20 protein-coding genes are annotated in these 26,994 nt (G+C 63.8%); 9 read left to right on the plus strand and 11 right to left on the minus strand.

Annotated elements, in window-relative coordinates:
* Positions 1–101: 101 nt before the first annotated feature.
* A complete protein-coding gene (gene rarD / locus P3T21_RS07310) occupies positions 102–983 on the minus strand; it encodes an EamA family transporter RarD (RefSeq protein ID WP_429255262.1) in 882 nt (293 codons plus the stop codon).
* 323 nt (positions 984–1,306) lie between these two features.
* On the opposite strand from rarD, the gene P3T21_RS07315 reads away from it, so the two are divergent.
* The gene (locus P3T21_RS07315) at positions 1,307–2,095 is read left to right on the plus strand and encodes a sulfite exporter TauE/SafE family protein (RefSeq protein WP_429255263.1); all 789 of its coding nucleotides are present in this window, start codon (positions 1,307–1,309) and stop codon (positions 2,093–2,095) included.
* A 53-nt stretch (positions 2,096–2,148) separates the two neighbouring features.
* Here the strand turns inward: P3T21_RS07315 and P3T21_RS07320 are convergent, their stop codons facing one another.
* Both P3T21_RS07320 and P3T21_RS07325 read right to left on the minus strand, forming a co-directional pair.
* Positions 2,149–2,397, minus strand: a complete 249-nt coding sequence (locus tag P3T21_RS07320) for a hypothetical protein (protein ID WP_429255264.1) — start codon at positions 2,395–2,397, stop codon at positions 2,149–2,151.
* Between the two features lie 319 nt (positions 2,398–2,716).
* The gene (locus P3T21_RS07325; protein ID WP_429255265.1) at positions 2,717–3,064 is read right to left on the minus strand and encodes a BON domain-containing protein; all 348 of its coding nucleotides are present in this window, start codon (positions 3,062–3,064) and stop codon (positions 2,717–2,719) included.
* 550 nt (positions 3,065–3,614) lie between these two features.
* On the opposite strand from P3T21_RS07325, the gene P3T21_RS07330 reads away from it, so the two are divergent.
* From P3T21_RS07330 to P3T21_RS07340, 3 genes are all read left to right on the plus strand, one after another.
* Positions 3,615–5,111 (plus strand): TAXI family TRAP transporter solute-binding subunit, encoded by a 1,497-nt coding sequence (locus tag P3T21_RS07330; RefSeq protein ID WP_429255266.1) that lies wholly within the window; start codon positions 3,615–3,617, stop codon positions 5,109–5,111.
* 173 nt (positions 5,112–5,284) lie between these two features.
* Positions 5,285–5,932, plus strand: a complete 648-nt coding sequence (locus P3T21_RS07335) for a 2-hydroxychromene-2-carboxylate isomerase (protein ID WP_429255267.1) — start codon at positions 5,285–5,287, stop codon at positions 5,930–5,932.
* A gap of 267 nt (positions 5,933–6,199) precedes the next feature.
* Positions 6,200–7,180, plus strand: a complete 981-nt coding sequence (locus P3T21_RS07340) for a LysR substrate-binding domain-containing protein (RefSeq protein ID WP_429255268.1) — start codon at positions 6,200–6,202, stop codon at positions 7,178–7,180.
* Positions 7,181–7,344: 164 nt separating this feature from the next.
* On the opposite strand, the gene xdhC is transcribed toward P3T21_RS07340, so the two are convergent.
* The 3 genes from xdhC to xdhA are packed head-to-tail and all read right to left on the minus strand — an operon-like array spanning position 7,345 to position 11,864.
* A complete protein-coding gene (xdhC, locus tag P3T21_RS07345) occupies positions 7,345–7,947 on the minus strand; it encodes a xanthine dehydrogenase accessory protein XdhC (protein WP_429255269.1) in 603 nt (200 codons plus the stop codon).
* A 10-nt stretch (positions 7,948–7,957) separates the two neighbouring features.
* Positions 7,958–10,327 carry a xanthine dehydrogenase molybdopterin binding subunit gene (xdhB, locus tag P3T21_RS07350; RefSeq protein ID WP_429255270.1) on the minus strand — a complete coding sequence of 790 codons (2,370 nt, stop codon included), beginning with the start codon at positions 10,325–10,327 and terminating at the stop codon, positions 7,958–7,960.
* A gap of 25 nt (positions 10,328–10,352) precedes the next feature.
* Positions 10,353–11,864: a xanthine dehydrogenase small subunit gene (gene xdhA / locus P3T21_RS07355; protein ID WP_429255271.1), complete on the minus strand. Its 1,512-nt coding sequence runs from the start codon at positions 11,862–11,864 to the stop codon at positions 10,353–10,355.
* Positions 11,865–12,250: 386 nt separating this feature from the next.
* Here xdhA and P3T21_RS07360 point away from each other — a divergent pair, with 386 nt between their 5' ends.
* Positions 12,251–13,462, plus strand: coding sequence for an MFS transporter (locus tag P3T21_RS07360; protein ID WP_429255272.1), 1,212 nt, complete (start codon positions 12,251–12,253; stop codon positions 13,460–13,462).
* A gap of 65 nt (positions 13,463–13,527) precedes the next feature.
* Here P3T21_RS07360 and P3T21_RS07365 read toward each other — a convergent pair whose 3' ends face one another.
* The 4 genes from P3T21_RS07365 to aspT (P3T21_RS07380) all read right to left on the minus strand — a co-directional run bounded on the left by P3T21_RS07365 (position 13,528) and on the right by aspT (P3T21_RS07380) (position 21,297).
* Positions 13,528–14,748 (minus strand): pyridoxal-phosphate-dependent aminotransferase family protein, encoded by a 1,221-nt coding sequence (locus P3T21_RS07365; protein WP_429255273.1) that lies wholly within the window; start codon positions 14,746–14,748, stop codon positions 13,528–13,530.
* 1,184 nt (positions 14,749–15,932) lie between these two features.
* Positions 15,933–17,585, minus strand: coding sequence for a bifunctional aspartate transaminase/aspartate 4-decarboxylase (locus P3T21_RS07370; RefSeq protein ID WP_429255274.1), 1,653 nt, complete (start codon positions 17,583–17,585; stop codon positions 15,933–15,935).
* Between the two features lie 160 nt (positions 17,586–17,745).
* Positions 17,746–19,431, minus strand: coding sequence for an aspartate-alanine antiporter (gene aspT, locus P3T21_RS07375; RefSeq protein ID WP_429255275.1), 1,686 nt, complete (start codon positions 19,429–19,431; stop codon positions 17,746–17,748).
* 183 nt (positions 19,432–19,614) lie between these two features.
* Entirely contained in the window at positions 19,615–21,297 is a 1,683-nt protein-coding gene (gene aspT, locus P3T21_RS07380; protein WP_429255276.1) for an aspartate-alanine antiporter, read from the minus strand.
* A gap of 569 nt (positions 21,298–21,866) precedes the next feature.
* Here aspT (P3T21_RS07380) and P3T21_RS07385 point away from each other — a divergent pair.
* Together P3T21_RS07385 and P3T21_RS07390 are read left to right on the plus strand one after the other, a co-directional pair.
* Entirely contained in the window at positions 21,867–22,883 is a 1,017-nt protein-coding gene (locus P3T21_RS07385) for a LysR family transcriptional regulator (RefSeq protein WP_429255277.1), read from the plus strand.
* Between the two features lie 139 nt (positions 22,884–23,022).
* Positions 23,023–24,027 carry a 2-hydroxyacid dehydrogenase gene (locus P3T21_RS07390; RefSeq protein WP_429255278.1) on the plus strand — a complete coding sequence of 335 codons (1,005 nt, stop codon included), beginning with the start codon at positions 23,023–23,025 and terminating at the stop codon, positions 24,025–24,027.
* On the opposite strand, the gene P3T21_RS07395 is transcribed toward P3T21_RS07390, so the two are convergent.
* A complete protein-coding gene (locus P3T21_RS07395; RefSeq protein ID WP_429255565.1) occupies positions 24,024–24,599 on the minus strand; it encodes a plasmid fertility inhibition factor family protein in 576 nt (191 codons plus the stop codon). The two genes, P3T21_RS07390 and P3T21_RS07395, sit on opposite strands and share 4 nt — an antisense overlap.
* A gap of 192 nt (positions 24,600–24,791) precedes the next feature.
* On the opposite strand from P3T21_RS07395, the gene P3T21_RS07400 reads away from it, so the two are divergent.
* Both P3T21_RS07400 and P3T21_RS07405 read left to right on the plus strand, forming a co-directional pair.
* Positions 24,792–25,586: a crotonase/enoyl-CoA hydratase family protein gene (locus tag P3T21_RS07400; protein WP_429255279.1), complete on the plus strand. Its 795-nt coding sequence runs from the start codon at positions 24,792–24,794 to the stop codon at positions 25,584–25,586.
* Between the two features lie 210 nt (positions 25,587–25,796).
* Positions 25,797–26,978 carry an MFS transporter gene (locus P3T21_RS07405; RefSeq protein ID WP_429255280.1) on the plus strand — a complete coding sequence of 394 codons (1,182 nt, stop codon included), beginning with the start codon at positions 25,797–25,799 and terminating at the stop codon, positions 26,976–26,978.
* The last annotated feature ends 16 nt before the right edge of the window (positions 26,979–26,994 follow it).

Genomic DNA, 26,994 nt, shown 5'->3' on the forward strand with positions numbered 1-26,994 from the left:
CGCTCGATGCAATGACGCGCCAGCGAAGCGCATTTCGACAGCGCGTGCAAAAAATCCACTTTCGCGCGGGATTCGCTGTGAGGCAAGGGGCCGCACCAGCTTTACGTTATCCGCGACAAAAACTTCGAGCGCCACACACCTTCGAGCGAGTACACCGCAAGCGCGATCCAGATGGCGCCATAGCCGATCAACTGCGCACCGCTGAAAGGCTCGCGATAGATCGCCACGCCGATCAGCAGTTGCAGTGTCGGTGTCACGTACTGGATCAGGCCGAGCATCGAGTAGGGAATGCGTCGCGCGCCGGCCGCGAACAGCAGCAGCGGAATCGCGGTGATCGGCCCCGCCATCGCGAGCAGAAACTCGACGCCCCACGAAGCGCTGACAAACGCATTCTCGCCGCGCGCGGCGAGCAGCGCGAGATACAGCACCGCGACCGGAAAAAGCAGCACGGTTTCGAGCGTGAGCCCTTCGAGCGCGCCGAGCTTCGCGGTTTTGCGCAGCAGGCCGTAGCCCGCGAAGCTCACGGCGAGCGCAAGGCTGATCCACGGCAAGTGGCCGTTTTCCCACGTGAGCCAAACCACGCCCGCCGTCGCGATCGCCACCGCCAGCCACTGCACACTACGCAGGCGCTCACCGAGAAACGCGAGGCCGAACAGCACGTTGATCAGCGGATTGATGAAGTAGCCGAGACTCGCCTCGACGATATGTCCGGCGTTGACGGCCCAGATATAGATCCCCCAGTTGGTCGACAGCAGCACGGCGCTCGCCGCGAAGCGCGCGAGCAGACGCCGGTCGCGCAGCACCGGGCCGAGCCAGCGCCATTGCAGCCGCACGGTCAGCACGATGAACAGGAACAGCATCGACCAGACCATCCGGTGCGCGAGCATTTCGAGCGCGGAAATCTGGTGCAACGACTTGAAGTAGAGCGGAAACAGGCCCCACAACGTAAAAGCAAGCAACGCGTAACCGACACCGGGATTCATTTTTTCGACTGACTTATCAACGGATTGATCGACTGACGATTCGACTGACTTATCGACCGGAAACAGGTCGGAAGCCAACGATTCTGGCGGACCTTACATAGCCGCTTTGCCCGACAGATTTGCACTGGCAGGCCGGCAATGACGCACGCTCCGCGCGTGCCCATTACGCGGGACCGCCGCTTTTGCGACAATAGTGGATTGTCGCCGCGCCCGCTCGCGGGTGTCCACCCCGGTTTTTCGCCCTCTAAGCGCGCCCTCGAAGCACGCCCTTGAAGCGATCCGCCTTTTTTCAGACCGCCCACGGTCAGCGAAGCCACGACCCGATGTCACTACCCCATATCAATCTGCTGTATTCGCTGTCCGGCCTCGGTGTCGGCTTTCTCGTCGGGCTGACGGGCGTCGGCGGCGGCTCGCTGATGACGCCGCTCCTTGTGCTGCTGTTCGGCATCCATCCCGCGACCGCCGTCGGCACAGATCTGCTGTACGCCGCCGCGACCAAGGCGACCGGCACGCTCGTGCACGGTCTGAAAGGCTCGATCGACTGGCGCGTGACGCTGCGCCTCGCCACCGGCAGCGTGCCCGCCGCGACCATCACGCTGATTCTGCTGCACCGGTACGGGATGGACACCCCGCGCACGAGCACGCTGATTCAGGTCGTGCTCGGTGCGGCGCTGCTTATCACCGCCGTGGCGCTCGTGTTCCGGCCGCAGCTGGCGCGCCTCGCCGCGCGCCGCGAGCGACCGGAGGCGCCGGTGCGCACATTCTGGCTGACCGTGCTGACGGGGGCGATTCTGGGCGCGCTGGTCTCGCTGACCTCCGTGGGCGCGGGCGCGATCGGCGTGACGGTGCTGTTGCTGCTGTACCCGGCGCTGCCGACCCAGCGCATCGTCGGGTCGGATATCGCCCACGCGGTGCCGCTGACGCTCCTCGCGGGCGCCGGACACTGGCTGCTGGGTTCGATCGACTGGTCGCTGCTGCTGTCACTGCTGGTCGGATCGCTGCCGGGCATCGCCGTGGGCAGCTATCTGTCGTCGCGTGCGCCGGACGCGCTGCTGCGCAATCTTCTGGCCGCTACGCTGACGCTCGTCGGCGCGAAACTGGTGATGAGCTGAAGCGCCGGGCCCCGGCCGCCTGCTCGAAGCGGGCCGTCCGGGCGCACCACGCGTTATTTGAAGAACCGGCAGGTCAGGTCGACCTCGAACTCCTTCACCCACTGACCGACGCTATCCGCGTGATACGACTGCGCGCGGCCGCCATAGCGGCGCACTGTCACGAAGCGGCCGTGCACGCCGCTCGTGTCGTCCACGAAGTTCGTGATCTCGAACTGTCGGCTCGAAAAGCCGTACCGCTCGCACGCGAGTTCGAATGCCGCCTGTTCGCCGGTCGGCAGGTCGCTATCGTCCTGATGAGCCATGTCGCTTCTCCCCGCCTCTCCGGAAGCCTGATCCCACAGTATGCGCTGCAAAGAAGACATTCTGTTGTCAGGCGCACGAAGCGGATCAGGCGACATGGTACGTGTGCAGACGCTTACTTCGGCACGTTCACCGCTCCTTCACTGACCGTGACCGCATTCGCGCCCGTGCGGGGCGCGCAATGAAAACGGGCCCCGGTTTTCACCGGGGCCCGTTCGGGTCAGCGCTCATGCTTCGTTTGCGTGAACGAAGCGTGAGCGCTGAAGGCTCGCGACTGGCGCTATCAGGACCTTCGCCCCAACACGGCCAGACACGCGCCGGTTACTGCTGCTCCACCGACAGCTTGTTGCTCACCGACGTCACGCCGGCAACGCCTTGCGCGATCGTGCCGGCCTTCTCGATCTGGCCGGCGTCCGGCACCGTGCCGGTCAGCGTCACAACGCCGCCGCGCGCACGCACGGCAATGCTCGACACGTCAACGGAGCTCTTGCTGAGCGCCTTGCGCACGGCGAGGCCCAGCGAGCGATCCGTCTTCTTCGCGGATTGAGCGGACGGTGCGGCCATCGTGCCGCTCGCCGCCAGGGCTTCGCTCGACTGCGCGTACGCATTGCACGCCACCACGACACACACCACTCCACCCAGCGCCTTCAGAAAATCGACCGATTTCATGACTTCTCCTTTTTACTTCGGTTTGGACCGCATCTACCCGCGGCTTCGTTACGACTACCGGCGGCCAGGTCGCAGAGCGTCCGCGGACGCGGCAGGCGACGGCCGACTTTGGCTTCGACACGGTGTGCGAGAGGCAGGAGAGGCGACGGCGACGCGAACCGAAGGCGGAGCGTTCACCGGCCTGCCGCAGGATGACGGGCGCTCCCGGTTCTCTTCTGAACGGCCGGGTCGCGCTACGCATACGCTGGTTTGCGGCAGCGACGCACAATTTAATCTAGCCGGGCCAGAAGCGCAAAGGGTTTAACGAGACGGGCGATGCGTGCTGTGTACGCGCAGGCCACGCCTTGTTCACATCCAGCTCACGTCCGGTTCAGCCGCGTTTCACGTCCAGTTCACGATTTGTTACGCGTTTGTCCGGTGTCCAGCTTGCCCGGGCGCTCGTCGGGCCGTCAATCTCATGTACCATCGGCGCGAGCGTGCGCCGCCTGCCTGCCGGCATCGCGCGGCGCGTTTTTTCACCGTCCGTCTGCCCTGCTGCCCCGTCGACCCGATGAAGTTTTCCAGAGGCCGCCCCGGCCCCACCGACCGTAAAGCTCCGCGCCTCGTGGCCCGCTTCGTCGCGATCTCGTGGCGCGACCTGGCCGTCTCGTTCGGCCCGATCCTGCTGATCAGCGCCGCCGCGATCTACCTCGCCGTGCGCCTGATCCAGCCCGCGCCGCCCAATACGCTCACCATCAGCGCCGGCCCGGAAGGCAGCTCCTTCTGGAACGCCGCGCAAAAGTACAAGGAAATCCTGGCGCGCAACCGCATCACGCTGACCGTGCTGTCGTCGGAAGGCTCGCTCGATAACCTGAAGCGCCTCGCCGATCCGAATTCGAAGGTCGATGTCGGCTTCGTGCAGGACGGCATCGCGCCGCCCTCGGCGATCAAAGGTCTGATGTCGCTGGGCAGCGTCTCTTATGTGCCGGTCGCGATCTTCTACCACGGGCCGTTCATCCGGCGGCTGTCGGAATTCAAGGGCCTGCGGATCGCCGTCGGCGCTGAAGGTAGCGGTACGCGTGAGCTCTCGCTCGCGCTGCTGAAGGCGAACGGCATCGTGCAGGGTGGTCCGACGAAACTGCTGCCGCTTTCCGGCGACGACGCCGCGCAGGCGCTGATCGACGGCAAGGTCGATGCGGCATTTCTCACCGGCGACTCCGCGCAACCGCCCACCATGGCGAAGCTGAACCGCACGCCCAATGTGCAGTTCTTCGATTTCACGCAGACCGACGCCTACACCCGGCGCTTCCCGTATCTGACGGCGATCACGTTCCCGATGGGTTCCTTCGATCTTGGCCGCAACCTGCCGGCGCTCGACATTCACACGGTCGCGCCGACCACCGAACTGGTCGCACGCGACTCGCTGCATCCGGCGCTCTCCGATCTGCTGATCGAAGCCGCGCGCGAGGTGCACGGCAAGGCCAACATCATGCAACGCGCCGGCGAGTTTCCCGCGCCGCTCGCGCACGATTTCCCCATCAGCGACGACGCCGCCCGTTACTACAAGTCGGGCAAGAGCTTTCTGTACCGCTCGCTGCCGTTCTGGCTCGCGAGCCTTGCCGATCGTCTGATCGTGCTGCTGGTGCCGATCATCGTGGTGCTGATTCCGGGCCTGCGGCTCGTGCCGTCGCTCTATGCGTGGCGCGTGAAGTCACGCATCTACCGCTGGTACGGCACGCTGATCGCGATCGAACGGGAATCGATGGGCGAAACGTCGCCGACGGACAAAAAGGCCTTGATGGCGCGACTCGATGCGATCGAAGACGCGGTGAACGGACTCAAGATGCCACTCGCGTACGCGGACCAGTTCTATGTGCTGCGCGAGCATATCGGCTTCGTGCGCAGCCGGCTCGATCATCCGCACGAGACGCCCGGCGAAGAGCCTGCCGCCGCCGCGCACAGCGCCGCCCGCGACGACGCGCACGCCAAACCGGACGACAGCCCGCACCACCACGACGATGACGACCCCACCGCGCCGCCGCCCGCCGCGCCGACACAGACTGCGTGACGGATGCGGCACAAGACAACGTTTATCGCCTGGACGGAAACCAGAAGCACGACTTTCGGCGTCCGCTGAAAAAAACATTCGAAGCGGACGAGGTGCAAGCGCGCCCGCCTTTGCGTAAGATCAAAGTGAAACCGCCAGACGCGCAGAACGGCGCCCAAAACAGGGAGACAGACATGACGCACGCTATCGACACCACGCAACCGCGATGGTTTTACGACTTTGTCTCGCCGTTCACCTATCTCCTGCTCGAACAGCATGAGAAATGGCCGGATGTGCCGTTCGCGCTCACGCCCGTCTCGCTGAACGAGTTGTATAAGCATTGGGGTCAGCGCCCGCCGGGCACGGTACCCGGGAAACGCACTTTCATCTATCGGCACGCGCTCTTCAGGGCCGAACAGCTCGGCATTCCGTTCCGGATGCCGCCCGCGCATCCGTTCGACCCGACCAAGGCGCTGCTCCTCGCGACGGCCGCCCAGGCCGATCTGGTCTGCGTGCGCGAGATTTTCCGCTTCATCTGGCGCGACGGCCGCGATCCGTCGACGGACGAAGGCTTCGCCGCGCTGTGCGAACGCGTCGGGCTGCCGGACGGTCCGGCGATGATCGAACTCGAGGAAACGAAGGAGCGACTGCGCCGCAACACGACTGAAGCGACGATGCTCGGCGTGTTTGGCGTGCCCACCTTCTGGATGAACAAGCAGCTGTTCTGGGGCGAAGACGCGCTGCCGATGGTGCTGTACTGTGCACGCACGCCGAACTGGCTCGATTCGAAGGAAGTGAAGCGGATCAGCTCGTTGCCGTCGGGGTTGACGCAGGCCGTCTGACGCGACCGGCGAGTGTCACGCGGTCGTTGCGCGGTCGGCATGCGCGGGTTGCGTCCATGTCGAGTGATCGTTACCCGTCATGGCGGCGCGCGGGTCCGCCCAACGCACGCGCGACCTGATGCCGGCCATACCGCGCGCGCTATGGCCGGCGCGCCGCAAAGGGCTAAGGTTATGGACTATGCGAGGTAATCCGCGCTGTCGTCCGGCAGCGGGTTGCCTGACGCGTCGTCTCAATCCCCTTTGACAGCCTGATACGCCTGCTGACGCATGGACGATACCGCCGCCTCCCTCGATATCTGGCTCGTTCGCGTGCTGCGTACGCTGCTGGTCGAGCGCAGCGTCACGCAGACCGCGCTGCGCCTGAACCAGACCCAGCCGGCGATCAGCACCGCGTTGCGCAAGCTGCGTGAAACGCTGAACGACCCGATCCTCGTGCGCGGCAAGTCGGGCATGGTGCCGACCGAATATGGGGAATCGCTACTGGCGTCGGCGCAGTGTGTGCTGCGCGAAGTCGACTTCGTCGCGACGCCGCATGGCGATTTTGATCCGGCGCGCTCGCGTCGTACGTTTCGCGTCGCGGCGCCGGATTATCTGAACGACTTCTTCATGCCGACCGTGATCGCGCAGTTCCGCGAGGCGGCGCCGCATGCCCGTCTGGAAATCGAGTCGCTGTATCCGACGCTCGATCACACTGCCGCACTCGATGCCGGTGAACTCGACCTCGTGATCGGCAACTGGGCAAAACCTGACGCACGTTTCGAACGGAGCGACCTGTTTTCGGACACTGTCGTGTGCCTGATGCGCGCCGATCATCCGCTCGCGCAGGCGCCGCTCACGCGCGACGCGTATCTCGACGCCGCGCATCTGGCGCCGACGCCGTACACCGGCGGCAACGCCGGCGCGATCGATGTCGGCCTCGCGAAGGCCGGCGCGCAACGACGCATTGTCACGACGCTGCCCTACTTCGGGCTCGTGCCGCAGGTGCTGCTGCAATCCGACCTGATCTTCACGACGACGCGTCGCTTCGCGATGCACTACGCGCACATTCTGCCGCTGGCGGTTGTCGAGGCGCCGATCGCGTTTCCGCGCATCAAGTGCTATCAGATGTGGCATCCGCAGCCGGACCGGCCGAGCGATATCGGCTGGCTGCGCGGGTTGATGGCGCAGGTGTCGGAGGAGCTGGTGGCCCGTGGGGCCGGGCGGGGGAAGAAGACGCGGGCGGTCGTGGCGAGCGTCGGTGGGCGATAGACGCGGCATCGTCTGGCGCCAGCGTCGGCCTGCAGGCGTCGCGGTTTTTCAGCGCAACTGCTGGGCGAGGTATTCGCAGACCGGGTACAGCCCGGGCCTGGCGGCGTCGCATCGCGTCGCGTCTATAGCGTGCAACCGGAAACCCGGGTTGCACGGCTCCCCGCTCACGCTTTCTCTAATTGCGGCAGATGCAGGCGCCGAGGTTCGCACGACGTGACAGCAGCCTGCCGTGCGCGCACCTTGAACAGTTCCGCGGCCACCGCGATCGCAATCGACGGCGGCGCCTTGTCGACGATACCCGGGACCCCGATCGGGCAGGTCATCTCGACGAGCCGCTCCGGATCGACGCCACGCTCGATCAACCGGCGCTCGAATTTCACGCGCTTCGTCTTCGAACCGATCATCCCGAAGTAGGCGAAGTCGCGTCGCCGCATGATGCGCGCCGCCAGCGAAAAATCGAGCGCGTGGTTGTGCGTCATCACGAGGAAGTAGGCGCCGGCGGGCGCCTGATCGACGATCGCGTCCGGCGTGTCGGTGGCTTCGATCTGCACGTTGGCGGGGACTTCGTCGGGGAAGAGTTCGTCACGCTCGTCGACCCACTGGACGACGCACGGCAGGCTGCCCAGCAGCGCAACCAGCGCATGACCGACATGCCCCGCGCCGAACAGCACGACGTGCACCGGCGGCAGCGCCGGCCGCGGGACCGCCGCCGTGCTGCGGCGGCCAGGCTGAATCGAGGCATCAACGTTCGTCGTGAGCATCTTCATCGCTCCGTGTTCAGCGACGATCCGCACTGGCCGCGCGCACTGCATTGACGGCCTTGAGAATCTCTTCGCTGGTCGCGGGCGCGTTGAGCGGCGGATTGACCTTGTAGTCGCCGACGCTCGCCACCGCATCGCGGATCGCGAAGAACACCGAGAACGGCAGCAGCAGCGGCGGCTCGCCCACCGCTTTCGAGCGATGGATGCTGTCCTCCGCATTGCGGTTCTTGAACAGGTTGACGCGGAAGTCCGGCGGCGTGTCATTCACGGTCGGAATCTTGTAGGTGGACGGCGCGTGCGTCATCAGCTTGCCGCCTGCGTTCCACCACAGTTCCTCGGTGGTGAGCCAGCCCATGCCCTGGATGAACCCGCCTTCCACCTGGCCGACGTCGAGAGCCGGGTTCAGCGATGCGCCCACGTCATGCAGCGCGTCCGCACGCAGCACGCGCATTTCGCCGGTCAGCGTATCGATCACGACCTCCGACACAGCCGCGCCGTACGAGTAGTAGTAGAACGGCCGGCCTTGCAGCTTCGCCTGATCCCAGTAGAGCTTCGGCGTCGCGTAGAAACCATCTGACCACAACTGTACGCGTGCAACGTAGGCCTTCGCGATGATCTCTTCGAACGGCACCACTGTATCGCCCACCACGACGCTATCGTTCGCGAAGCGCACGTTCGCGGCGTTCACTTCGCCCGCGCCGAATTTCCCGGCGGCGAACGCGGCGAGGCGCTCGCGCAACTGACGCGCGGCGTCCTGCGCGGCCTTGCCGTTCAGGTCGGAACCTGTCGACGCGGCCGTCGCCGAGGTATTCGCCACCTTGCTGGTATCGGTCGCGGTGACGCGCACGCGTTCGAACGGAATGCCGAGTTCATGCGCGACGACCTGCGCGACCTTGGTGTTGAGCCCTTGCCCCATCTCCGTGCCGCCGTGGTTCACGAGCACCGAACCGTCGGTATAGATATGGACGAGTGCGCCGGCCTGGTTGAAGTGCGTCACGTTGAACGCGATGCCGAATTTGACCGGCGTGAGCGCAAGACCCTTCTTCAGGATCGTGTTCTTCGCGTTGAATTCGCGGATCGATTCGCGGCGCGCGCGGTAGTCGCTGGTCGCTTCGAGTTCGTCGATCAGCTCGTGGATGACGTTGTCTTCGACAGTCTGGCCGTACGGCGTCAGGTTGTGTTCAGTCTTGCCGTAAAGATTCCTGCGGCGCACGTCGAGCGAATCGAGACCTGTCGCACGCGCGACGTCGTCCATGATGTATTCGATCGCGAACGCGCCCTGGGGTCCGCCGAAACCGCGAAACGCCGTGTTCGACTGCGTGTTCGTCTTGCCGCATTGCCCTGCAATCGAAACGTCCGGCAGCCAGTACGCGTTATCGAAGTGACAGACGGCGCGCGTCATCACCGGGCCGGACAGGTCGGCGGAGAAGCCGCAGCGCGAAGTCATGTCGACCGAGACGCCGTCGATCAGGCCAGCGTCGTCGTAGCCGACTTCGTACGTATAGTGGAAGTCGTGGCGCTTGCCGGTGACCATCATGTCGTCGTCGCGGTCCGGACGCAGTTTGACCGGGCACAGCAGCTTCCATGCAGCGAGCGCCGCGCAGCACGCGAACAGACCCGATTGCGATTCCTTGCCGCCAAAACCGCCGCCCATCCGCCGGCATTCGACCAGCACATTGTGCGAATGCACGCCGAGCAGATGCGCGACCATATGCTGCATTTCGCTCGGATGCTGCGTCGAACACCAGACGTGCATGCCGTCGTCGTCCTTCGGCACCGCGTACGAGATCTGGCCTTCCAGATAGAACTGCTCCTGGCCGCCGAGCGTCATCTCGCCGGCTTCACGATGCGATGCGCGCGCGATCTTCCCACCGGCATCGCCGCGCGCGAGCTTCATCGGCGGCAGCACGTACGACTGCGCGGCGCGCGCCTGCTGCGCCGTCAGGATCGCGGGCAACTCCTCGTAGACGACCTGCGCGCGACGCGCCGCGAGCCGCGCCGTCTCATGCGAGGTCGCGACGACGATGAACATCGGCTGGCCGACGTATTGCACGACGCCGTCCGCGAGCACCGGATCGTCGTGGATGATCGGGCCGCAGTCGTTGGTGCCCGGAATATCCCCGGCGGTGAAAACAGCGACGACGCCAGGCGTCGCGCGCACAGCGTCGAACGACATCGACACAATCTTCGCGTGCGCCTTCGCCGACAGACCGAGCGCGGCGTGCAGCGTGCCGGCGACGACCGGAATGTCATCGGTATAGGTCGCGCGGCCGCTCACATGCAGATGCGCGGATTCGTGCGGACGCGAGACGTGGACCTGCGTGAAATCGGCGAGGTCTTCACGCGCCTGGGCGTCCTTCAGGAACGGTTCAGCTTGCTGGTTCATTCGAATGTTCTCCGTATCCTGTTCGTTACGCGCCTGCGGCAACGACTGCACGCACATCGAGCGCTTCTTTCGCCAGCGGATCGTGCGGACGCGTTTCGAGCCAGAAGCGATACAGCGTGTTCTTCGCCGCTTCGAGACGGTACGCGTCGGTGGCGCGCATGTCGGAGAGCGGTGCGTAGTCCTTGCCGAGCGCAAGCATCGCAGCCTGTACCGTGGCCTCGTGCCAGACGGCGTCGTTCAGCACGGCTTCGGCATGCGTTGCGCGCTTCGGCGTCGCGGCCATGCCGCCGAACGCGACGCGCGGCTCGCGGATCGTCTCGCCATCGGCGATAAACGAGAACGCGGCGCAAACAGCCGAAATGTCGGAATCGAAGCGCTTTGAAATCTTGTACGTGCGGAATTGCAGGTTGCTGCGCCTGCCGGTGCGCGTCGGCACTTTCAGGCCGACGACGAACTCATGTTCCGCCATGTCCTTCTTCTGATATGCGAGGTACAGGTCTTCGAGCGGCAGTTCGCGTTCGACGTCATTGCCGCGCAGCACGACGCGCGCGCCCAACGCGATAAGACCGGGCATCGAATCACCGATCGGCGAACCGTTCGCAATGTTGCCGCCGAGCGTGCCGGCATTGCGGATCGGCAGCGACGCGAAGCGTTGCCACATTTCCGTCAGCTCCGGATACTGCTTCGCGAGTTCGGCGTACGCGCTTTCGACCGTGACGCCGGCACCGATCTCGATCCAGTCGGCGGAGGTTTCGATGTGTTGCAGCGCCTCGATCTGCCCAACGTAGACGACGTTACCCAGATCGCGCATCTGCTTCGTGACCCACAGGCCGATATCGGTGCTGCCGGCGAGAATGCGCGTCGCCGGTTGCGCGGCCTTGATCTGCGCGAGCGCTTCGACGGTGCGCGGCGCGTCGAACTGCTGGCCGGCGTGCTCGTAATGGAAGGTATCCGCGCGTTCGATCGTTGAAAGCGTGCGGGCCAGCGCGGGGATATCGACGGGCGCTTTCGGCGGCTGCGCGTCGAACATGCGCACGGCGGCGTCGACGATCGGACGGTAGCCCGTGCAGCGGCAGAGATTGCCCGTCAGCGCGTTGCTGATATCGGTGCGCGACGGCACCGTTCTGTTCGCGCAGGAATGCTCGTGACCGTGCTTCTCATACAGTGACCACATTGACATCACGAAGCCCGGCGTGCAGAAACCGCACTGCGAACCGTGACAGTCGACCATCGCCTGCTGCACCGGATGCAGCGAGCCGTCAGGCTGGCGCAGATCTTCGACGGTGAAAAGCGCCTTACCGTCGAGCGTCGGCAGAAACTGGATGCACGCGTTGACCGTCTTGAAGTTCACGCCGCCCGCTTCGTCACGCTCGCCAATCACGACCGTGCACGCGCCGCAGTCGCCTTCGGCGCAGCCTTCCTTGGTGCCCGTGCAGTGCGCGTCCTCGCGCAGATATTGCAGGACAGTGCGGGTGACGGGCGCGTCGCTGACTTCGCGAATCGCATTGCGGTGGTAAAAGCGGATCGGCTGGCTCATGTCTCTTCCCGGTTTCTCTGCGTCCGTGGGGACGGTCATGCAGTTGATGTCTCGAAAACTAACATCATCAATATTCGCAACCCATAGCGGCGGTCGCATGCGGGGCATATCGTTGCGGCGATAAATCACATCGGGTTTTACCGCGAATGCTTATATTGATCTGTCTGTTCTGGCGTGTTTTGCGAATTTATGCCGTGTTTGTGCTCTACGTATCAGACGCTGGAAAAATTGTTTGAGGAAATGCGCGCGAAAACTGGCTACCTGGATGGGTCCGATCTCATACGGCACTGTTTTTTAAGGGGCAAAAATATTAAGTGAATCCTGCAGAACGTCCCATTCCATGGGAAAATCACGGCTTTCTGGCGTTTTCAAGTCTCGTTTTCCCCATGTCCGCCGACTCCGCCTCATCTCGCAGTGAATTTGCGACCACGCTTCAGATCATTCCGGTCGTCTTTTTCACGTTTCTTTGCTACCTGACGATCGGCATTCCGCTCGCCGTGCTGCCGGGCTACGTCCACGACGACCTCGGCTACAGCGCGATACTCGCGGGTCTCGCGATCAGCGTGCAGTACTTCGCGACGCTCGCATCGCGTCCGATCGCCGGTCGCTCGGCCGACACGCTCGGGCCGAAGAAGACCGTCACGATCGGGTTGATTGGGTGCGGCGTGAGCGGCGTGCTGCTGCTCGCTGCCGTGCTGTGCGGACGCTGGCCGGTGATCAGCCTCGTGCTGCTGGTGATGAGCCGCCTCGTGCTCGGCTTCGGCGAAAGCCTGTGTGGCACGGGCGCGATCCTGTGGGGCATCGGGCGCGTCGGTACCGCGAACAACGCACGGGTGATTTCCTGGAACGGCATCGCAACGTATGGAGCGCTCGCCATCGGCGCGCCGCTTGGTGTGGCGATTGTCCATGCGGTCGGGTTCGAGGCGCTTGGCTTTGTCGTGTTCGCGCTGGCGGCGCTCGGCTTCTATCTCGCCCGGCCGATCGCGCCGGTGCCTGTCGTGCATGGTGAACGCATGTCGTATCGCAGCGTGTTCACGCGCGTGCTGCCGCATGGCATCGGGCTAGCGCTCGGCTCGGCCGGCTTTGGTTCGATTGCCACGTTCATCACACTCTTCTATGCGGCGCGCCACTGGCCGAACGCGGCGCTTTCGCTGACCGTGTTCGGCACGCTGTTCGTCGGATCGCGTCTTCTGTTTGCCAACACGATTCGCACGTACGGCGGCTTTCGCGTTGCGATCGCTTCGTTTGCGTTCGAGTGCGTCGGGCTGCTGATGCTGTGGCTCGCGCCTGAGCCGCATTTCGCGCTGGCGGGTGCCGCGCTCACCGGCTTCGGTTTCGCGCTGGTGTTTCCGGCGCTCGGCGTCGAAGCGGTCGCGCTGGTGCCGCCGGCGAGCCGTGGTGCGGCGCTGTCGGCGTATTCGGTGTTTCTGGATCTGTCGCTGGGAATTACCGGGCCGCTCGCGGGCTATATCGCCGGAGAGTTCGGTTATGCGTCGGTGTTTCTGTTCGCGGCGATCGCTTCCGCAATGGCAGTCGGTCTTTCGGCGATGCTGTATCTGCGGCACACGCGTATATCGAACGCGCCGGCTGCGTTGTAGCGTCAGGCGTTGCGGGCCAGCCCAAAAAGCCTGTGCTGATTATTTCAGCACGGGCTTTTTTGTATTCACGCTGCGCGGGCTGCACCTCGCGATCCGCCCGACAACGACTTTTCGAGTGCAGCGACGCCGGCCGGCAGATCCACGGCGACGCCGAGATCGACCATCGTGCGGCCCAGCGCATGCACGGTGCGGAACAGGTTATGTTCGCGGCACTGCTCGCCCATCTGGCCGATGCGCACGATCGGCAAGCCGAACGATCCCGAGATTTCGACCTGATGCTGCCGTGAGATGTGGCCGCAGATGTCGCCAGGGCTCAAGCCTTGCGGCACTTCGATACCGACGACCGAATTCAGACGGCACGCAGGCGGCGCATAGAGCTTTAGCCCCATCGACGTGACACCTTCCTGCAACGCGACCGAGCATTTCAGGTGACGCGCAAAACGCTTCTCCAGCGTCTCCGCGCAGACGAGCCGCAGCGCCTCGTGCAGCGCGAGCACGCCCGACACCGGCGCCGTGTAGTGATAGCCGGCGTTGTGCCAGAAATTCTCGGCGAGCGACGCGTCGAGGCACCAGTGGGCGTTCGGCTGCGTGCGGCCTTTGACGCGTGCCCACGCCGCATCAGAAAACGCGATCAGCGACACGCCCGGGATCGACGACAGGCCTTTTTGACCGCCGGTGATAACGGCATCGATACCCCACGCGTCCATTTCAAGCGGCATCGTGCTGAGTGTGCAGACGGCGTCGACGATGACGAGCGCGCCGGCCGCTTTCGCGAGTGCCGCGATGTCTTTCAGGTGATGGTTCCACACCGTGTTCGACGTTTCGCCCTGCACGATCGTGACGATCTCGGGACGCTCGCGATGGATTGCTGCGGCGACCTGTTCGAGGGTTGCGACTTCGCCGTCGGGCACGTCGAGCAGCGCGACGTGAGCGCCGACGCGGCGACCCATTTCCGCCATCCGTTCGCTGAAGAAGCCGTTCTTGATCGCGAGGACGCGCGTGCCGTTCCAGGCGAGGTTGGAGATTGCCATTTCCATCGCGGCCGAGCCCGGGCCCGCGACGCCGAGGACCCATTTTGAATTGGTCTGGAAGACGTAGCGGGCCATTGTTTTCACCTGGCCGATCACTTTCACCATCGTGGCGCCCAGATGGTTGATCACGATGGTGTTCGCCTTCGCCACCGCAGCAGGGATCGGGACGGGGCCCGCGCCCATCATCAGCAAGGGTTCTTCAGGGAGGATGGCGTCGAGAGATTCGACTGCGGGGCAAGGGATTGATGTCGACATTCTGTCTTCTGGCTTTTTGCTTTTGCTTCCCGGTTTGGGCATGCTGCAGCGGGGTTTTGATCATTCACCCATATGGGGGTTTGTGCAAGAGGCTTGCGGGTTTTTTTGTGGTTCTCGTTTTTTTTGTGGGTCTGGATTTGTTGGCCTTTCCTTGTATTCATGTCGGTCTATTGGCGTTGCCCCTGTGCGGGGCGGCACCTGCTTTTCTTTGTCCCCCCAAGGGGCTTCCTTCGGGGCGTCCTTGCCGAATGGCGCTTCCTCCTGCGCGTTTTGAGCCTTTTGTTAGCCTTTCCTTGTATTCACGTCGGTCTATTTGCGTTGCCCCTGTGCGGGGCGGCACCTACTTTTCTTTGTCCTTGCCAAAGAAAGGTAGGCAAAAGAAAGGCGCCGAAAACGCTTCGCTTCCTGGTGCGTCATCACCGGGGAATGGCACCCCATGAGATGTCACCCTCGCACTTCACGCGGCATGGGTCCGCGCACGATCTGGTCCCATGGCAGTAGTCGCGCATGTGACAAGGCAGTCATTCATCCCACTCCGCGCTGCGCGCGTCGCGGAGCGCATGGCTGGACTCGGATGTGGATGAGGATGCGTGAGCGCCAGGACCTGGCGACGCAAGTTTCATTGAGAGTGGAAGTGGTGCAGCGGAACTGACGGCACGAACGCCGCGCTAACCGCGCCGACACCAAACGGCGACGCGCGAAGCGCGGAGCCGGGTGAATGAGCCCTGTGTCACGGGCAGTACTGTGCGGGGGATCAGATCGTGCGCGGACCCATGCCGCGTGAAGGGCGAGGGCGACACTTCATGGGGTGCCATTCCCCGGTAGCGACACACCCCGGAATGGACGACATTTCGGCGCCTTTCTTTTGCCTACTTTTCTTTGGCAAGGACAAAGAAAAGTAGGTGCCGCCCCGCACAGGGGCGACGCCAATAGACCGACGTGAATACAAGGAAAGGCCAACAAAAGGCTCAAAAACGCGCAGGAAGAAGCGCCAGTCGGCAAGGACGCCCCGAGGGAAGCCCCTTGGGGGAACAAAGAAAAGCAGGTGCCGCCCCGCACAGGGGCAACGCAAATAGACCGACATGATTACAGGGAAAGGCCAGAGACCCAGCCAGGTGCCTCGCACAAAAAACAACCTCAATCGCGAGGCACCCACCAACAAACCCAGGCCAAAACCAAAACCCCTACTTAACCCTGCCCTTATCCAGCTTCTTCCCCGTCGCCGCATTAAACCTCTCGACATACTCCTCGATAAGCTTCCGCATAGCCCGCCCGATCGCCCGATAGTCAGACTCATTCAGATTAGCAAGCGAAACCCGCCCGGAAGGATGCTGGGTCCCAAACCCGAGCCCAGGCAACAGCACAACCCGCGCATCGCGCGCCAGCCTGAACAACAGCTCCTGCGGTTCCGTATTCTTGAACAGCCATTCGACAAACTCCTTCCCGAACGCCCGCTCGCCGAGAAACTCCATATCAAGAATCGTGTAGTAGTCGACCTGATTCTCATCGTCGTCCGGGAACGAAATCCCGATCTCTTCGAAGAGCGCCTTCTTCCGGTTGCGAATCAGCCGCTTCAACGCACTCTTGTACGCGTCCGGCGTATCCATCAGCGAGAACAGCGAAAACAGCACCATCTGCACCTGCTGCGGCGTCGACAGCCCCGCGGTGTGATTCAGTGCCACCGTCCGGCTGTCAGCCACCAGGCGATCGATGAATTTCAGCTTGTCCGGCTCCGTCGTGATCGACTCATACCGGTGGTGCAGTTCCTTCCTCACGTCCTTCGGCAACTCGCCAAGCAGCCTGTCGAGCACGTTGTCGCGATGCGTCGCGATCGCGCCGAGCCGCCAGCCCGTCGCGCCGAAATACTTCGAATACGAGTACACCAGAATCGTGTTCTTCGGCGCGAGCGCAAACAGCGAAACAAAATTGTCCGCAAAGGTGCCGTACACATCGTCGGTTAGCAGGATCAGGTCAGGACGTTCCTTGACGATCTCCGCGATGTACTCAAGGCTCTCGTCGTTGATCCTCACCGAAGGCGGATTGCTCGGGTTCACGAGGAAGAACGCCTTCACCTTCGGATCGCGCAGCTTGTCGAGTTCCTTCTTCGAGTATTGCCAGTTGTTCTCCACCGTCGCGTTGAGATTCACGACGTTCAGCTGGTAGTCGTTAAGCCGCGGAATCTCGATGTACGGTGTGAAGATCGGCATGCCGAGCGCAATCGTGTCGCCCGCCTTGATCAGCTGGTTCTCGCGCATCGTGTTGAAGATGTACGTCATCGCCGCGGTGCCGCCTTCCACCGCGAAAACGTCGAACTCGCCGACAAACGGATGCTTGCCGATCATCTCGCGTCGCAGATACTGCCCGACGATGATCTCCGAGAGCTTCAGCATCCGGTCCGGCACCGGATAGTTCGAAGCGAGAATGCCCTCGCACATTTCATAGAGGAAGTCGCCCGCGCTCAGGCCCAGCTGATCGCGTACATACGACACTGCGCCCGCGAGAAATGAAATACCCGGCACGCCCCTGTTCTCGCGAATGAAAAGCTCGAAGCGTTCGGTCAGCCCCTCACGCTTCGGAAAGCCGCCGACACCCTCCGGCATATACGCAAACGAACGCTCCGATTCACGCATCGCGAAGAGACCGAGCTGCCAGAAACCATGACGCGGAATCGTTGCGAGAAAGTTCGGATTGCCGCGGCCCGCGTTCAACATGGACGCGTTGGCCGGGCGCTCGACCGCGCCGCCGCCCGCGGCCTTGATCAGTTCATCCTTCAGCTCGAACGGGCTGAGTGCGGCGAGACCTGCCTTGTCGCCATTGCCGCCTTTGCTCTTTGCCATGATGCGTTCTCCGTTGAAACAGATGTGAAACGCCGATGTTGCGCGCAGTTCCGGGCGCCGCCGGCGCGAGAGGGATAACGAACCTGGGTATCGCTGTGTATCGCATTCACGTTCAGGTTCGTCGCGGAATCAGTCTTCAAATCACTGCCTTGAAAAGCGGCTAGACAAGCCCGACGACAAGCGGCCCGAGCAGCGTCAACATCACGTTCGCGATCGCATACGTGATCGCGAACGGTACGGTCGGCACCGCGCTTTCCGCCTTGTCGAGCACGCCCCCAAATGCCGGATTCGCGCTGCGCGACCCGGACAGCGCGCCAGCCAGAAGCGCGGCATTGTTATAGCGAAGCACGTAACGCCCGAAGAGCATCGTCAGCAGCAGCGGGAACAACGTAACGAACACACCGAGCAGGAAGATCGTCATGCCGCTCTGCTTGACCGTCACCACTGCCTGCAGCCCGGAGTTCAGGCCGACCACCGCGACGAACGCAGCGAGCCCGAAGTCCTGCAGCAGCCGCGAAGCGGCCGAAGGCATCACGCCGTACATCGGATGCTTGCCGCGCATCCAGCCAAACAGCAGGCCAGCAAGGAGACACCCGCCGCCCGAGCCGAGCGTGAGCGGAATGCCCCCGAGCCTGACGACGATCAGACCGATCAGCAGACCCAGCACCAGACCGACACCCATGTAGATGAAGTCGGTCTTGATGGTGTATGGCAACTCGTAACCGGCTTCGTTCACGGCGCGTTTGGTGTCCTTCGGCGAGCCGTAGAACGTGATCACGTCGCCGTGTTCGAGCTGCGTCTCCGGCAGGATCGGTAACGGTTGACCTGCGCGCGAGATAGCGTCGATAAACACACCGTGGCGCATGTCGCGATCGACGGTCGTGCGTACGGCTGCGATCGTCGTGTGATTCATGCCCTTGCGCGTGAACACACCCTGACGCGTCTGCATGACGAGGCTCATGCCGTCGGTGTCCGCGACTTCGGTGCCGATCAGCGGAGCGACATCGACCATGCCGTCACGGCGTCCGACAATCAGCACGACGTCGTCTTTCTGAAGCACGATGTCGGGTCGCGGTTCGAGCGCCTTGCCCGCGCGTCGAATGCGTTCGATCGTGATCGTGTCGTTCTGGCTCAACTCGAGTTCGGCGACCTGTCGGCCCGCCGCCTGCCCAACGCGGTAAGCGCGACCGACCAGTTCCGGCAACGCTGAGAGTTGCCCCGGCCCCCGCGCGACGGCGCCGCCTGCGAGTGCTTTTTCTGCTTCGATTGCGGCGTCACGCAAGCTCTGCCCCATGAACTTCGGCAGGATGTTCACGCAGACGATGATCGCGCCCAGAGAGCCGAACACATACGTCACCGCGTAAGCAATCGCCACATCCGATTGCAGCGACTTAACCTGGTCGGCTGGCAAGCCGAGACGCGCGATCGCATCGCCAGCGGTGCCGATAATCGCCGACTGCGTCAGCGCGCCACCCGCGAGACCGGCCGCGATCCCCTTGTTCAGTCCGAAAATCTTTGCGCACACAACTACGGTGATCAGCGCCGACGCAGCAAGAAACACGGCCATCGCGATCTCACGCAGCGTCTTGCGATTGAGCGAATTGAAGAACTGCGGACCGGAGTCATAGCCGACCGCATAGATGAACACGGCGAACATCACCGATTTCACGCCATTGTCGATCGTGACCCCAGCCTGACTGATCACCACCGCCGCCAGCAGTGATCCGCCGACCCCGCCCAGCTGAAACTTGCCGAAGTTGATCTGGCCGATCAGATAGCCAACCGCCAGTGAAAGGAATAACGCGATCTCAGGTGACTTGTGAAAGATGTCATGTAGCCAGTCCATCGTGCCCTCGCATTGGTTCGTGCCGTTGCTGCCTGACGTGTCTGGTCCCCTGCGGGCGCGGCGGCCACCGCGTCTGCCCTGCTGCCGGCGCCTGCGGACGCCTGTGATGTAAGTGAAGCGTTATCCGTGATGCGTGACGCTGCCGCTCTCGCGTCGTATCGTGCTGCGCTGCACCGTGCGTGGTCAGCCGAACTTGCCCGACAGCCCCACGACAAGCGGGCCGAGCAGCGGCAGCAGGATGTTCGACAACGCATAGGTGATCGTGTAGCCGATGACCGGCGTCGAATTGCCGGTCACGCCGACGAGCGCGCTGATCGCGGGCGTGCTGCACTGCTGGCCCGCGATGGCGCCAAGCAGCATCGGCGTTTCGAGTTTGAGGAAGGCGCGGCCGATCCATAACGACAGCAATCCGGGAATCAGCACCATCAGAATGCCGGCGACCGGCAGCGCGAGTCCGTACTGATGCACGAGGCGGATTGCGTCCGGCCCGGCGGACAGCCCGACGGCGGCGATGAACGTCGCAAGGCCGAAGTCCTTGAGAATCTGCGCGGCCGCCGACGGCAGCGAGCCCACCAGCGGATAGTGCGAACGGATCCACCCGAACAGCAGACCGGACAGCAGACATCCACCGCCGGTGCCAAGTGCGATCGACACGCCGCCGATCCGGCCGCCCAGATGTCCGATCGCCATCCCGACCAGCACGCCAAGCCCCAGATAAACGAAATCGGTTTTCTGCGTCGCAACGAGGACATAGCCGAGCTTCTTCGCACCGCGGGCGACGTCCGTCTTCGTGCCGACCAGCGTCAGCACGTCGCCGCGATTCAGTTCGGTGTTCGGCAAGGCCGGGACTGTCGTCTCCAGCCGGGTGACCGCTGCGATATAAACGCCGCGCCCTTCTTCCGGCCCGGCGCGCTCGCGCACCTGCGCCACTGTCAGACCATGCGCCTCACGCAGCGTCAACACGACGTCCACGCGCTCGCCCGTTACCGGGCCGATCTGCTTGCCCGCGACTTCCTCGCCGATGTGGGCGGCCGCTTCGACCAGCGCCTCGCGCCGGCCGACCACCAGCACGAGATCGCCCGCCGCGAACGTCAACTGCGGTTCGACGGGCAACGTGACGCCGCCGCGTTCCACCTGTTCGACCGTCAGGTTGCCGCCATACTGCCGCTCCAGCGCGCCGACCGTGACGCCCGCCGCAGCGCCGACGCTGAACGCCCGGCCGACGAGCGGGGGCGCAGCCAGCCGCTGGCCTTCGTCAAGCGCGCCGTCGCCACCGAGCTTGCGCCACACGCGCTCGGCCTCTTCGCGCAGATTGACGCGCAGCAGCAGCGGCGCGAACTGGCTGGTGAAGAGCACGATGGTGATCAGGCCGAAAAGGTAGCTGACGCTGTACGCCGTCACGATGTTGGCCTGAAGGTGAGTCGTTTCCGCGTCGCCGAGACCCAGTTTTGCAATGGCTTCCGAAGCGGTGCCGATCACAGCGGATTCGGTCGCCGCGCCGGCGAGCAATCCCGACGCAGTGCCCGGATCGAGCCCGAGCAGCGCCACCGCGATCATGATGAGCAGCACCACCGAGACGATTTCGATAATCGACAACATGCCGTACCGCCAGCCTCGCCCGATGTTGGCGAAGAACTGTGGACCGCCGGTAAAACCGAGCGCGAAAATGAATAACGCAAACGCAATATTTTTCAGATCCGGGGCGATGCGTGCGCCCGTCTGGCCAAGCAGCAACGACACAATCAATGTGCCGCACACGCCGCCCAGCTGAATCGGCCCGATCTTGAACGAGCCGATGAAGTATCCAAGCGCGAGACTCGCGAACAACGCGATCTCAGGTTGAGCCTTGAGCAATTCACCGATCATGTTGTCGTTCGCCGGTTTACGGGTTTATTTAACAAAAAACCTGAAACAATCCCGCGACAAAACGGGCTTAAAGACGATTTTCAACGGACTTGTGCACGACCGTCACATTTCCCGTTCGGGAATTTGACGAACGTCATTCGAATCGGCGTTTATTGCACTTTGATGACGCGTACAGCCCATGATGACGGCGTGGCGCGCGTTCTGGATCCAGGCGGAAGCTGCTTATGCGAAATGGCAGACATCGTTTCCTCGCAAAGTTGTCCGGCAACCGGGAAAACCGTTATCCGTCCGGCATTAAGCCGGTTTTTAATGCATTCCGGATTACAGAAAACGGACAACATTTTCTGTTTCCGCATAGCAACATATAGACTCTTTAACAATGCGAAACGTTGTTGCGTTTTTAACTAAATATTGTAATTCTCCGAAACTGTCAATATGATTTTTTAGCGATGGAATTTCTGCCGCACCGGTGAATCAGAAAACCGGCGGACACCGTACGGTCCCGTCGTTCGGCCCGCCATACGGCTCACTTCGCACGGCTTTGTCGTGCCAATACGAGGCTATATGCCATGAACCAGATTCATGCCATGCGTGTTTTCGTGAGAGTTGCCGACACCCAGAGTTTTCGCCGCGCCGCCCAGCAACTCGACGTGTCGAATGCGCTCGTGACGCGTTCGGTCGCGATGCTCGAAGCGCATCTGCAAACCCGGCTCATTAACCGCACGACGCGAAACCTTTCCCTGACCGAAGCGGGCACCCGATACCTGGAAGGCTGCCGCGGACTGCTGGAAGACCTCGATCATCTCGAGAACACCGTCGCCTATACCGAGCGCGAACCGGGTGGCACGCTACGGATCGTCGCTTCGGGCGCGCTGTCGCTGCTGTCGCTTACGCCGCTGCTGAACGGTTATCGCAGGCTGTATCCGAACGTGCGCATCCGTTTGACGCTCGCGGAGCGCCACGTCGACCTGGTGGAAGATGGCTACGACGTCGGCATCGTCACCGCGTTCATGGTGACGAGCACGGAGCTCGTCGAGCGGCCGATCGGCACCCATACGCTGGTGACGTGCGCATCACCCGCCTGGCTTCTCGAACACGGCGAACCGCGTACGCCCGGTGAACTGGCAAAGCACGCGTTCGTCTCGCTGCCGTCCGAGCAGCGCAGTCCGACGTGGCATTTCGCGGACGCGAACGGGCACACCGGGCAGGTCACGTTGCAGCAGGCCTACACGGTGAACAGCGCGCTGATGGTGCGCCTCGCGGCGCTCGCGGGCATGGGGTTCGCGATCCTGCCTTCGCAACTGGTCGCCGACGACTTTGCGGCCGGCACACTGCGTCGTGTCGTGCCGGATTACACGGTGGACGATCCGGAGGTGAAGGTGTCGATCGTGTACCCGAGCCGCCAGCATCTGCCGGCGAAGACACGCGCCTTCATCGACTACACGCTCGAACACTTCGGCCGTGGCCAGTCCGCTGACGCAGCTGCCGACGGCAACGCGAGCGCTGTCGCGACGCGCGACCTCGAATCCATGCTCGCGCCGACCGGTTCGATGGTCGCGAATCTGCACGAAATTCCGGGCGTATAGTGGACCGCGGGTTGACCGCGGAGGTGGACCACGGGCTGACCGCGGAGATGGACCGCGGATGGACCGCCAGGGTTGACCACGGGGCGAACCGCGCGCCCCCGTTTCCGGCGAGCTTCACGCGCCGCATCGGGAGAATTCCATGCGCATGATCCTCTTCAGCAGCCGTCAGTACGACGTCGACACATTCACCGAGGCGAAGCCCTCGTTCGACTTCGACGTGCATTTCCAGGCGTCGCACCTCGACGTCGAGACGGCGATTCTCGCGAAGGGGTATGAGATCGTCTGCCCGTTCGTCAACGATACGGTGGACGCCGCCGTGCTCGAGAAGCTGCATGAAGGCGGCACGAGGCTCATCGCGCTGCGCTCGGCGGGTTTCAATCACGTCGATCTTGGCGCGGCCACGAAGCTCGGCATTCCGGTCGTGCGTGTGCCCGCCTACTCGCCGTATGCGGTCGCGGAACACGCGGTCGGGCTGATTCTTGCGCTGAACCGGCGTCTGCCGCGCGCCGTCGCGCGTACGCGTGAAGGCGATTTCTCGCTGCACGGGCTACTCGGTTTCGATCTGCATGACAAGACGGTCGGCGTGATCGGCACCGGCATGATCGGCCGCGTGTTCGGACGCATCATGGCGGGCTTCGGCACGCGCCTGCTCGCGCACGATCCCGGCACGCCCGCCGACGACCTGCTCGCGCTCGGCGCGCAATATGTGCCAATCGATACGCTGCTCGGCGAATCGGATGTCGTCAGCCTGCACTGCCCGCTCCTGCCGTCGACGTATCACCTGATCGACGAACGCGCGCTCGCGAAGATGAAGTTCGGCTCGATGCTGATCAATACGGGGCGCGGTGGTCTCGTCGAAAGCAATGCGCTGGTGGGCGCGCTGAAGAGCGGCCAGCTGGGTCATCTCGGGCTCGACGTGTACGAGGAAGAAGGCGGCCTCTTCTTCGAGGATCACTCGAACCTGCCGCTACTCGACGACGTACTCGCGCGTCTTCTGATGTTCCCGAATGTGATCGTCACGGCGCACCGGGCGTTTTTCACGCGGGAGGCGATGAACGAAATCGCGCACACCACGCTCGGCAATGCGAAGGCGTGGGCCGAAGGTGCGCCGCGCAACGTCGTGCAGGGCGCGCAACCTGCCTAGGAACGTGTTTGCGCCGCAGCAGCGACGGCAGCCGCGGCCATCGCGACTTCGAGCGTGGCGGCTTCGAGGGCGGCACGGGCTTCGTCGGAGGCGCCGCACATCTGGTGCAGCAACGCCGCTTCGCGCTCGTGCACTTCGACCGGAAAACATTGCGCGCCTGCCGCGAACAGATAGCGCGCGCGATGCTGGCCGTTACGGAACGCAACCACGCCTTCTTTTTCGAGGCCGAGCAAACCCGCGAGTCCGCGCGTGCGGCGTGTGCTCACCGTGACGTAAGGCATCTCGGGAACGCGCGCATTCGACGGATCGAGGAATTCGCGGATACCGCGCACCTTGCCCGAATGCCATTCGTTGACAGGACGCAGCACGTAGTCGGTGTTGTCGCGATCGGCGCACGTGATGAGCCGTCGCGCGTCAACCAGCACGACCTGATGGCGCACGCCGTCGGCGGCGAAGATGCGCTTCAGACGCACGTGGTCGTAATGCGAATGGTTATTCAGCTTGACGATCCAGAACGGTTCGGACGGCGACGGAACAGCATTCGATGCGGACAATGAGATGGACACTGACAGTACGGGCTCGATACGCCGGCGCTCATGCAACCGGCACGTTAAAAAAGCTGCTTACGCTACGACGCGAATATGAAAACGGCGTGACACTCACACGGCTGCCCTGCCCGCCGCGACGAGAATAGTCACACCGCATCGTTTCCCCGCCTTTCCTCTGTCTGCCGGCAGACAGACCAACCGACCCCGGAGACCGACATGACTACGGAAACCTTCGGCGAACATGTGCGAATCGAGGCGGCCGGCGCGGTCGCCACGGTCGTGCTCGACCGGCCGGCGCGCCGCAATGCCGTCGACCGTCCGATCGCCGACGCGCTCAGCGCCGCGTTCCAGCGCTTCGAGACGAATCCCGCATGGCGCGCGGCCGTCCTGTTCGGTGCCGGCGGCACATTCTGCGCCGGCGCCGACCTGAGCGCGCTCGCCGACGACGCCCGCCGCAACGAACTGCACGCCGACGGCAGCGGTCCTGGCCCGATGGGCCCGACGCGCATGGCGTTCACGAAACCGGTGATCGCCGCCATTTCAGGATACGCCGTCGCGGGCGGACTGGAACTGGCCGCGATGTGCGATCTGCGCGTCGTCGAGGAAGACGCGGTGCTCGGCGTGTTCTGCCGGCGCGTCGGCATTCCGCTGATCGACGGCGGCACGATCCGGCTGCCGCGTCTGATCGGCCTGTCGCGCGCGCTGGATCTGATCCTGACCGGCCGCGCGGTCGACGCCCACGAAGCGCTCGCCTTCGGCCTCGCGAACCGCGTCGTGCCGACTGGCACGGCCCGCGCAACGGCGGAGTCGCTCGCCGTGCAACTGGCCGCGCTTCCGCAGGCCGCCCTGCTCGCCGACCGTCGGTCGGCGCTTGACAACAGCCCGCTCGACGATCTCGCCGACGCGTTACGTCGCGAAGGCGCGGGCGGCTACGCAGCCGTCTTCGAACAGGGCATCGCCGGCGCGGCACGCTTCACAGGCGGCGCCGGACGACACGGCGACACCGTCTAGCCGCCGGAATATCACACGCCGAAAATCCGCGCGGCCACGGCCGGCGCGCCGCAGCCATTGTCTTTGCGGCAAAAACAACAGGCCAACCGGTCTACAGCGGCCGATTAATAGCTTAGGTACAATCCCCTACTGATTTTCCCCTGGCTGACGCCCGCGCTTTCGTCCCGAAAACGCGCGCCCGCCGTGCCTGTCGCGCCGAAGCGCCCCATCATGCCTTTACCTCTGCTCGCCCTTGCCATCGCCGCCTTTGGAATCGGTACCACCGAGTTCGTCATCATGGGCCTGCTGCCGGACGTCGCGCGCGATCTGTCCGTGTCGATTCCGGCGGCGGGGATGCTCGTGTCGGCGTACGCGCTCGGTGTGACGATCGGCGCGCCGATCGTCGCCATCGCAGTGGCCAACATGCCGCGCAAGAAGGCGCTGATGAGCCTGATCGGCGTGTTTATCGTCGGCAACCTGCTGTGCGCGGTGGCGCCGGGCTACGGCATCCTGATGGCTGCGCGCATTGTCACCGCGTTCTGTCACGGCGCGTTCTTCGGCATCGGCTCTGTGGTGGCGGCGGGTCTGGTTGCCCCGAACCGTCGTGCGCAGGCGATCGCGCTGATGTTCACGGGTTTGACGCTGGCGAATGTGCTCGGCGTGCCGCTCGGCACCGCGCTCGGCCAGGCCGTCGGCTGGCGCGCCACGTTCTGGGCCGTCACGGGCATCGGCATCCTGGCGGCGGCTGCGCTCGCCGTCTGTCTGCCGGCGAAGATCGAGATGCAGAAGGCGAGCCTCGTCCACGAATTCAGCGTGCTGAAGAATCCGCAGGTTCTGATGGTGATGGGCATCAGCGTGCTGGCTTCGGCGAGCCTGTTCTCGGTGTTCACGTACATCACGCCGATTCTCGAAGACGTCACCGGTTTCACGCCGCACAACGTCACACTCGTGCTGCTGCTGTTCGGGCTCGGGCTCACCGTCGGCAGCACGCTGGGGGGCAAGCTCGCGGACTGGCGTCTGATGCCTTCGCTGATTGCGTTTCTGCTCGCGCTCGGCGTCGTGCTGACCGTGTTCGCCGGCACGATGCACGCGGCCATTCCCGCGATGATCACGATTTTCGTGTGGGGCGTGCTCGCGTTTGCGATCGTGCCGCCGCTGCAGATCCTGATCGTCGATCGCGCGAGCGCCGCGCCGAATCTCGCTTCGACGCTCAACCAGGGTGCGTTCAACCTCGGCAACGCGACGGGCGCGTGGCTCGGCGGCATGGCGATCGGCGCGGGTGTGCCAATGACGTCGCTGCCGTGGGTCGGCGTCGCGATGGCGAGCGGCGCCCTTGCGCTGACGTTGTGGTCCGTGTCGCTTGAACGGCGGGGGCAACGGGATTCGCTGCCGGGATCGGCCGGCGCCGCCTGAAAGGCCACCTGAACTT

The sequence above is a fragment of the Paraburkholderia sp. GAS334 genome, assembly GCF_050436625.1.
Taxonomy (GTDB): Bacteria; Pseudomonadota; Gammaproteobacteria; order Burkholderiales; family Burkholderiaceae; genus Paraburkholderia.

What these genes read in the sequence shown, in the direction of transcription:
- P3T21_RS07365 (WP_429255273.1), bottom strand. Translation starts at nt 14,748, where the DNA reads ATGTCGACATCAATCCCTTGCCCCGCAGTCGAATCTCTCGACGCCATC.
- P3T21_RS07385 (WP_429255277.1), top strand. Translation starts at nt 21,867, where the DNA reads ATGAACCAGATTCATGCCATGCGTGTTTTCGTGAGAGTTGCCGACACC.
- aspT (WP_429255275.1), bottom strand. Translation starts at nt 19,431, where the DNA reads ATGGACTGGCTACATGACATCTTTCACAAGTCACCTGAGATCGCGTTA.
- P3T21_RS07325 (WP_429255265.1), bottom strand. Translation starts at nt 3,064, where the DNA reads ATGAAATCGGTCGATTTTCTGAAGGCGCTGGGTGGAGTGGTGTGTGTC.
- P3T21_RS07360 (WP_429255272.1), top strand. Translation starts at nt 12,251, where the DNA reads ATGTCCGCCGACTCCGCCTCATCTCGCAGTGAATTTGCGACCACGCTT.
- P3T21_RS07330 (WP_429255266.1), top strand. Translation starts at nt 3,615, where the DNA reads ATGAAGTTTTCCAGAGGCCGCCCCGGCCCCACCGACCGTAAAGCTCCG.
- P3T21_RS07405 (WP_429255280.1), top strand. Translation starts at nt 25,797, where the DNA reads ATGCCTTTACCTCTGCTCGCCCTTGCCATCGCCGCCTTTGGAATCGGT.
- rarD (WP_429255262.1), bottom strand. Translation starts at nt 983, where the DNA reads ATGAATCCCGGTGTCGGTTACGCGTTGCTTGCTTTTACGTTGTGGGGC.
- xdhB (WP_429255270.1), bottom strand. Translation starts at nt 10,327, where the DNA reads ATGAACCAGCAAGCTGAACCGTTCCTGAAGGACGCCCAGGCGCGTGAA.
- P3T21_RS07400 (WP_429255279.1), top strand. Translation starts at nt 24,792, where the DNA reads ATGACTACGGAAACCTTCGGCGAACATGTGCGAATCGAGGCGGCCGGC.
- xdhC (WP_429255269.1), bottom strand. Translation starts at nt 7,947, where the DNA reads ATGAAGATGCTCACGACGAACGTTGATGCCTCGATTCAGCCTGGCCGC.
- P3T21_RS07390 (WP_429255278.1), top strand. Translation starts at nt 23,023, where the DNA reads ATGCGCATGATCCTCTTCAGCAGCCGTCAGTACGACGTCGACACATTC.
- P3T21_RS07370 (WP_429255274.1), bottom strand. Translation starts at nt 17,585, where the DNA reads ATGGCAAAGAGCAAAGGCGGCAATGGCGACAAGGCAGGTCTCGCCGCA.
- P3T21_RS07335 (WP_429255267.1), top strand. Translation starts at nt 5,285, where the DNA reads ATGACGCACGCTATCGACACCACGCAACCGCGATGGTTTTACGACTTT.
- P3T21_RS07320 (WP_429255264.1), bottom strand. Translation starts at nt 2,397, where the DNA reads ATGGCTCATCAGGACGATAGCGACCTGCCGACCGGCGAACAGGCGGCA.
- xdhA (WP_429255271.1), bottom strand. Translation starts at nt 11,864, where the DNA reads ATGAGCCAGCCGATCCGCTTTTACCACCGCAATGCGATTCGCGAAGTC.
- P3T21_RS07340 (WP_429255268.1), top strand. Translation starts at nt 6,200, where the DNA reads ATGGACGATACCGCCGCCTCCCTCGATATCTGGCTCGTTCGCGTGCTG.
- aspT (WP_429255276.1), bottom strand. Translation starts at nt 21,297, where the DNA reads ATGATCGGTGAATTGCTCAAGGCTCAACCTGAGATCGCGTTGTTCGCG.
- P3T21_RS07315 (WP_429255263.1), top strand. Translation starts at nt 1,307, where the DNA reads ATGTCACTACCCCATATCAATCTGCTGTATTCGCTGTCCGGCCTCGGT.